General features: G+C 71.3%; 6 protein-coding genes. 4 read left to right on the plus strand and 2 right to left on the minus strand.

From position 1 onward, the window contains the following. From G6020_RS02325 to G6020_RS02340, 4 genes are all read left to right on the plus strand, one after another. A partial coding sequence (locus G6020_RS02325; protein WP_182609536.1) for a hypothetical protein occupies positions 1 to 545 on the plus strand: 545 nt, incomplete at its 5' end. Further along, on the plus strand, positions 542 to 1,120 hold the full coding sequence (locus G6020_RS02330; protein WP_179523289.1) for an RNA polymerase sigma factor: 579 nt from the start codon (positions 542 to 544) through the stop codon (positions 1,118 to 1,120). The genes G6020_RS02325 and G6020_RS02330, both read left to right, overlap by 4 nt. Further along, positions 1,111 to 1,635 carry a hypothetical protein gene (locus G6020_RS02335; RefSeq protein WP_017838014.1) on the plus strand — a complete coding sequence of 175 codons (525 nt, stop codon included), beginning with the start codon at positions 1,111 to 1,113 and terminating at the stop codon, positions 1,633 to 1,635. The genes G6020_RS02330 and G6020_RS02335 overlap by 10 nt, the downstream gene beginning before the upstream one ends. Beyond that, on the plus strand, positions 1,625 to 1,945 hold the full coding sequence (locus tag G6020_RS02340) for a hypothetical protein (RefSeq protein ID WP_141244238.1): 321 nt from the start codon (positions 1,625 to 1,627) through the stop codon (positions 1,943 to 1,945). Before G6020_RS02335 ends, G6020_RS02340 begins: the two co-directional genes overlap by 11 nt. Here the strand turns inward: G6020_RS02340 and G6020_RS02345 are convergent. Further along, positions 1,836 to 4,448 carry a heavy metal translocating P-type ATPase gene (locus tag G6020_RS02345; protein WP_182609537.1) on the minus strand — a complete coding sequence of 871 codons (2,613 nt, stop codon included), beginning with the start codon at positions 4,446 to 4,448 and terminating at the stop codon, positions 1,836 to 1,838. The genes G6020_RS02340 and G6020_RS02345 overlap by 110 nt on opposite strands. Further along, positions 4,445 to 6,898 (minus strand): phosphoketolase family protein, encoded by a 2,454-nt coding sequence (locus tag G6020_RS02350; RefSeq protein ID WP_182609538.1) that lies wholly within the window; start codon positions 6,896 to 6,898, stop codon positions 4,445 to 4,447. The genes G6020_RS02345 and G6020_RS02350 overlap by 4 nt, the downstream gene beginning before the upstream one ends. Positions 6,899 to 6,976: the final 78 nt, after the last annotated feature.

Here is a 6,976-nt window from a genome sequence, read left to right on the forward strand (position 1 = left end):
TCATCCCCGCGGGCTCGCCGCTCGCCGGCCTGACGGTGCCGGCCGACTCGACGGTGTCGATGCTGGTGCAGGAGCACCGTGGGTGGGCACTGCCGGCCGCCACCGCCGCCTCCGTCCTCGCCGTGCTCGCCGGGCTGGGTCTGCTGCTCGCGCAGATCCCCACCGCACCGGCGCACACCTCTCTGCGTCTGCACGACGACGACGGCACCGTCCTGGCCACCCTGGAACCCCAGGTGCTGGAACGTGCGCTCGCCGAGCGGGTGGAGGGCGTCCCCGGCGTCGAGGAGGCGTCCGTGCGGGTCTCCGGCTCCACGACCTCCCTGCGGATCCTGGCCGAGGTGACGATCGCCGAGGAGGCGCAGGTGGAATGGGCTGTCGAGGAGGCCCGCCGGGTGCTTGCCGCGGATCCGGAGACCGCCCTCGGCACCAGCCCTCGGTCGGTCGACCTGCTGGTCCGCGTGCACACCCCGCGGACCTCCCGATCCGACCGCGTGGCCGTGCGCCATCACGGTGCGGGCGGGGAACTGGTCTCCGAGGCGGCATGACCCCCGCGCCCTCCCCGCCGGGGGAGTACCCCGACCGCACCCTGGTGCTGCGCGCACAGGACGGTGACCCCGAGGCCTTCGACGTGTTGATCGACCGCCACCAGGGTCGCCTGTTCCGCATCGCCTACCTGGTGTTGGGGGACCGGCAGGACAGCGAGGACGTGGTCCAGGAGTCGCTGCTCACCGCGTGGAAGCGGCTGCATCTCCTGGACGACCCGGATGCGGTGCGGAGCTGGCTGTCCCAGATCTGCTCGCGTCGGGCGACCGACATCGCCCGCCGCCGGGCCCGCCGCTCCACCGACGCCCAGCCGCCCGAGCTCCTGAACGTCCACCGCGACGAGGGCCCCCGGTCCGACCCCGCGCAGACCACCGTGGTCAACGCGCAGATGCAGGCCCTGGCCCGGGTGCTCGGGACGATGGACCCGGATCTGCGGTCCTGCTGGACACTGCGCGAGATCGACGGCATGTCCTATCGGGAGGTCGCGTCCGCGCTCGACATCACCGAGTCCACCGCGCGGGGCCGCCTCGCGCGTGCCCGCACGCACGTGATCGAATATATGAAGGAATGGCGGTGAACACCATGGACGGATCCTCCGGACCCGGTGGACCCGACGACGCCGAGGCCACCCGGCACTATCTCGATCAGATCAGTGCCCTGCACCGCGACTGGGACGAGCTCGAGAGCCGGGGCGACGACTCCGTGCAGCTGTCCGGTCGGGCGAGGTCGGCACTGGCGGAGGCCGTCCGCGCGGATGCCCGACACGGCGCGCGGGTGCAGATGCCTCCCACCGACATCGGCCCCTACTCGCTGACCGAACTCGCCCTGCGGACACTGATCCGCGACACCGTCGACGGCGTCCCGGGGGTGCTGAGTCTGCGGACCACCGTCGACCACGATCCGGTCGAGGGCTGGGGTACCCGCGGTCTGCCCCGCCGCATCGCGTGCCGCGTCTCGTTCGCGGCGTCGACCCCGGATCTGCCCGCCCTGGCGGACGCGGTCCGACAGGCGGTGCGTGGTGCGTGCGCCCGCGAATTCGACCTCGTCGACCTGGTGGTCGACGTCCACATCGAGGATCTTCATGAGAACTGAGCCGACGGCAGCGGAGTTGATCGACCTGGTGGTGGCCGTCCCCGGGGTCAACGGGATAGAACCCGGCATCGGCACCTCACTGCGGGCGCTCGATGCCCGCATACGGCGGGCCGGCTCCGCCCTGAGTCACTTCGGTCTCCACGTCGACCGCGACGGCAACAGGGTCACCGTCGAGGTGAGCCTGGACCCCTCCCGACCGGTCAGGCAGAGCGTGCGCGAGATCCAGTCGGTCCTGCGGGACGCCCTGGGTGCCTCGGTGCCGGTCGGTACCGAGCTCGAGGTGCGGGTGCAGTCGCTCCACCGGGGCTGAGCCCGCGGCGCGTGCGTCCGGCGCGCACACCGTTGGCGATCACCAGGATCTCCGCGAGCTCGTGCACCAGCACGACCGCGGCCAGCCCCAGGACGCCGGCCAGCGCCAACGGCACCAGCCCGATGATGATCGCCAGCGAGAGCCCGATGTTCTGCAGCATGATCCGGCGGGAGCGGCGGGCGTGCTGCAGCGCCCGGGGCAGGTGCCGCAGGTCCTCGCCGAGGAGGGCCACGTCGGCCGTCTCGATCGCGACGTCGTTGCCCATCGCCCCCATCGCGATCCCCAGGTCCGCGGTCGCCAGGGCGGGGGCGTCGTTGACGCCGTCGCCGACCATCGCGACCTTCTTGCCGGATGCCTGGAGCTCGGCGATCTTGGCGGACTTGTCCTCGGGGAGCACGTCGGCGATCACGGTGTCGATGCCCAGCAGCGAGGCGATGCGCTCGGCGGTGGGCTTGTTGTCGCCCGTGAGCATCGCCACCTCGATGCCCTGCTCGTGGAGTGCGTCGATCGCGGCTTTCGCGGTGTCGCGGGGGGCGTCGGCGAGGGCGATCACGCCGGCGATCTGCCCGTCGACGGCGAACATGATCGCGGTGCGGCCGCCGTCCGCGAGGGCCTGCTGCTGCGAGACGACCGGGCCGGTGTCGATGCCCTGCGCGGCCATCAGCCGGGCGTTGCCGAGCACCACCTGCTTCCCGTCCACGGTGGCGATCGCGCCCTGCCCGGTGACGTTGCGGAACGCGGACGCGGTGCGGCGCGGGATGTTCCGGCTGTCGGCGTAGGTGACGATCGCCTTGGCCAGCGGGTGCTCCGACTCCCGCTCGAGCGCGGCGGCGAGGGCGAGCAGCTCCAGTTCGTCCATGCCGATGGGGATGTAGTCGGTGACCTCCGGCTCGCCCTTGGTGAGCGTGCCGGTCTTGTCCAGCACGACGGTGTCGATGTGCGCGGCGGTCTCGATGCCGGTCGCGTTCTTGATCAGCACGCCGCGCTTGGCGCCCAGGCCCGTGCCGACCATGATCGCGGTCGGCGTGGCGAGCCCGAGGGCGTCGGGGCAGGTGATGACGACGACGGTGATCGCGAACAGGATCGCCATCGGCAGCTCCGCCCCGGCGAGGAACCACACCAGGAAGGTCAGGGTGCCGCCGACGAGGGCGAGCAGAACGAGCCAGAACGCGGCCCGGTCGGCGAGGCGCTGGCCGGGGGCCTTGGAGTTCTGCGCGTCCTGCACCAGCTTCACGATCTGCGCCAGCGCGGTGTCCGCGCCGACCTTCGTGGCACGCACCCGGAGCGTGCCGACGGTGTTCACGGTCGCCCCGATCACCTCCGAGCCGGGCGCCTTCTCGACCGGCATGGACTCGCCGGTGACCATCGACTCGTCGATCTCGGACTCGCCGTCCTCGACGACGCCGTCGGTGGGGACTTTCGCGCCGGGGCGGATGAGCATGAGGTCGCCGGGGACGACCTCGGAGGTGGGGATCTCGACCTCCTCTCCGTCGCGGAGGACGACCGCGCGGGCGGGCGCGAGCTCCAGCAGCCGGCGGATGGCGTCGTTCGCACCTCCCCGGGCGCGCATCTCGACCCAGTGGCCGAGCAGCACGAAGGTGGCCAGCACGGTGGCGGCTTCGTAGAACACCTCGCCGCCTCCGGTGAGGGTGATGACCAGGCTGTAGATCCAGCCGGCGCCGACACCGACCGCGACCAGCACCATCATGTCCAGGGTGCGGGCGCGCAGAGCCCGGTAGGCGCCGTCGAAGAAGATCCAGGCCGAGTAGAAGATCACCGGCAGCGACAGGATCAGCATGAACACGTCGTCGCGCAGCCCGAACGGGGCCGGCACCTCGAAGCCGAGCACCTCCCGGCCGATCGGGGACCACAAGGTGATCGGGATCGACAGGATCAACGCGAACAGGAACCGGTTGCGCATGTCGCGGATCATCGCCGCCATCGACATGCCGCCGTGATGCCCGCCGTGGCCCATCACATCCTGCGCGCTGCGGCCGGCCGGCTGAGCCCCGTGATCGTGCCCACCCTCGGTGGCCGGAGCGTGACCGGCATGCTCACCGGCGTCCACTGCGGAGTGGTCAGCGTGGTCCGCTGCCGGGTGCGGGTGCTCGTGCCCCGCCGGGGTGTCATGACCGGTGGAGACCGCGCGTCCCTCGTGCTCGGCGTGCTCCTGATAGCCGTCGTGCGCGTCATGCTCGGCGTGGGCATCGTGCTCGGCGTGGTCGTGGTGGTCGGCGTGCTCGTGGGGTTCGTGGGCGGGGTCGCAGATGTGGTCCGGGACGGACTGCCCGGCGCAGTGGTAGCCGCATTCGATCACCCACTGCTGCAGGTGCGCGACCGAGGTGGTCTGCGGGTCGTAGGTGACGGTCGCGGTCTGGGAGACCGGGTTCGCGTCGACGGACAGGACGCCCGGCTGGCGGGCGAGGTGGGCTTCGGTGACGTTCTTGGAGGTCGCGCGGATCATGCCGCTGACCTGCAGGGTCACGGTCTTGGTGTCGGTCATCGGATTTCCTTCGCGGTGGAGGGGCGGTTCGGGTCGGTGTCGGGGTGGGGCCAGCGCCAGTCGGCGACGGCGGGGATGTCGGTGCCGTGCTCGCGGGTGTGGGCGCGGGCGCGCAGGCGGGCGTCGACGAGTTCCTGCCGCAGCTGCGCGTGGGTCGCAGCAAGGCCCGGGACGTGGTCGAGGACGTCGATCGCGAGCCGGTAGCGGTCGAGGTCGTTGAGCATGACCATGTCGAACGGGGTCGTGGTGGTGCCCTTCTCCACGAAGCCGTGCACGTGCAGGTTCTGGTGCCCGGCGCGCTTGTAGGTGAGACGGTGGATCAGCCACGGGTAGCCGTGGTAGGCGAAGATCACCGGCTTGTCGGGGGTGAAGATCGCGTCGAACTCCCGGTCCGGAAGCCCGTGCGGGTGCTGGTCCTCGGATTGCAGACGGGTCAGGTCGACCACGTTCACGACCCGCACGGACAGGCCCGGGATGTGCTCGCGCAGCAGCGCGGCCGCGGCGAGCACCTCGAGGGTGGGCACGTCGCCGGCGGCGGCGAGCACCACGTCCGGCTCGCTCCCCTCGGTCTCGGTGCCGGCCCAGGGCAGGATGCCCAGGCCCCGGGTGCAGTGCTCGATCGCCTCGTCCATGGTGAGCCACTGCGGGGCGGGCTGCTTTCCGGCGACGACGACGTTGATGTAGCCGGTGGAGCGCAGGCAGTGGTCGTAGGTGGATAGCAGGGTGTTCGCGTCGAACGGGAGGTAGACGCGGACGATGTCGGGGCTCTTGTTCAGGGCGAGGTCGATGAACCCGGGATCCTGGTGGCTGAACCCGTTGTGGTCCTGCCGCCAGACGTGGCTGGAGAGCAGGTAGTTGAAGCTCGGCACCGGTTCCCGCCAGGGCACCTCGCTGGCGGCTTCGAGCCATTTGGCGTGCTGGTTGAACATCGAGTCGACGATGTGCGTGAACGCCTCGTAGCAGTTGAACAGGCCGTGCCGGCCGGTCAGGACGTACCCTTCGAGCCAGCCCTGGCACTGGTGCTCGCTGAGCACCTCCATCACCCGCCCGGTCGGCGCCAGATGCTCGTCCACCGGCAGCACGGTCGCGTTCCACTGCTTGCCGGTGGCCTCGAACACGGGCGGGGCGAGCCGGTTGGAGGCGGTCTCGTCGGGGCCGAAGATGCGGAAGTTGTCCGGGTTGTGCCGGATCACGTCGGCGAGCCATTCGCCGAGCACCCGGGTCGCCTCCCCGGTTTCCGCGCCTCGCGCCTCGGGGTCGACCGGGTGGGCGTGGTCCCGGAAATCGCCCAGGCGCAGCGGGACGGTCAGCTGCCCGCCGTTCGCGACCGGGCTCGCGCTCATCCGCCGCTCTCCCGCCGGGGCGACCGCGACCGTGGCGGGGAACGGGGCGCCGTCGGCGTCGAAGAGCTCGTCGGGCCGGTAGGAGGCCAGCCAGTCCTGGAGGATCTGCAGGTGCTCGGGGGTGTCGCGGACCTCGGCGAGCGGCACCTGGTGGGACCGCCAGGTGCCCTCCACGGGGAGCCCGTCGATCACCGGCGGGCAGGTCCAGCCTTTCGGGCTGCGCAGCACGATCGCTGGCCACGCAGGCCGGCCCTCCAGGGTGCCGGCCGCCGCGGCGGTCTTGATGTCCGCGATCCGGTCCAACACCTCGTCCAGCACGCCGGCGAACCGGGCGTGGGACTCCCGCGGGTCCTCGCCGTCGAAGCCGACGGTGACCACGAACGGCTCGTGGCCGTAGCCGCGCAGCAGCGCGACCAGCTCGTCCTCGGGGATGCGGGACAGCACCGTCGGGTTGGCGATCTTGTACCCGTTCAGGTGCAGGATCGGCAGCACCACCCCGTCCGCGGCGGGGTTGAGGAACTTGTTGCCGTGCCACGCGGTCGCCAGCGGCCCGGTCTCCGCCTCCCCGTCGCCGATCACACAGGCGACCAGCAGATCCGGGTTGTCGAACGCGGCGCCATAGGCGTGGACAAGGGAATAGCCGAGCTCGCCGCCCTCGTTGATCGACCCCGGCGTGTCCGGGGACGCGTGCGAGGGGATGCCGCCGGGAAAGGAGAACTGCCGGAACAGCGCCCGCAGTCCCTCCTCGGTGCGGTCGATCCGCGGGTACAGCTCCGTGTACGTGCCGTCCAGGTAGGCGTTGGCGACCATGCCCGGCCCGCCGTGCCCCGGCCCGGTCACGTACAGGGTGTTCAGGTCCCGATCGGTGATCGCCCGGTTGAGGTGGGCGTACAGGAAGTTCAGGCCCGGGGTGGTGCCCCAGTGCCCCAGCAGCCGCGGCTTGATGTGCTCCGCGGTGAGCGGGTCGCGCAGCAGCGGGTTGTCGAGCAGGTAGATCTGCCCGATGCTCAGGTAGTTCGCCGCCCGCCACCACGCATCCACCTCCTCCAGTCGGTCCAGGGTGACGTCGGTGGCGCGGTGGGCCCAACGGGCCGCTGCGGTGCTCATGGTAGGACTCCTCGCGGTTCGCGGCCGAGGCCGCCGAATGTGGTCATGATGCTAGCCCCGCTGATTCATGGAGTGTGA

Source organism: Dietzia sp. B19, assembly GCF_014145155.1.
GTDB lineage: Bacteria > Actinomycetota > Actinomycetes > Mycobacteriales > Mycobacteriaceae > Dietzia > Dietzia natronolimnaea.

Bases quoted from the DNA above. Each gene is read 5' to 3' on its own strand.
- G6020_RS02330 (WP_179523289.1), top strand. From the start codon at position 542: ATGACCCCCGCGCCCTCCCCGCCGGGGGAGTACCCCGACCGCACCCTG.
- G6020_RS02335 (WP_017838014.1), top strand. From the start codon at position 1,111: ATGGCGGTGAACACCATGGACGGATCCTCCGGACCCGGTGGACCCGAC.
- G6020_RS02340 (WP_141244238.1), top strand. From the start codon at position 1,625: ATGAGAACTGAGCCGACGGCAGCGGAGTTGATCGACCTGGTGGTGGCC.
- G6020_RS02345 (WP_182609537.1), bottom strand. From the start codon at position 4,448: ATGACCGACACCAAGACCGTGACCCTGCAGGTCAGCGGCATGATCCGC.
- G6020_RS02350 (WP_182609538.1), bottom strand. From the start codon at position 6,898: ATGAGCACCGCAGCGGCCCGTTGGGCCCACCGCGCCACCGACGTCACC.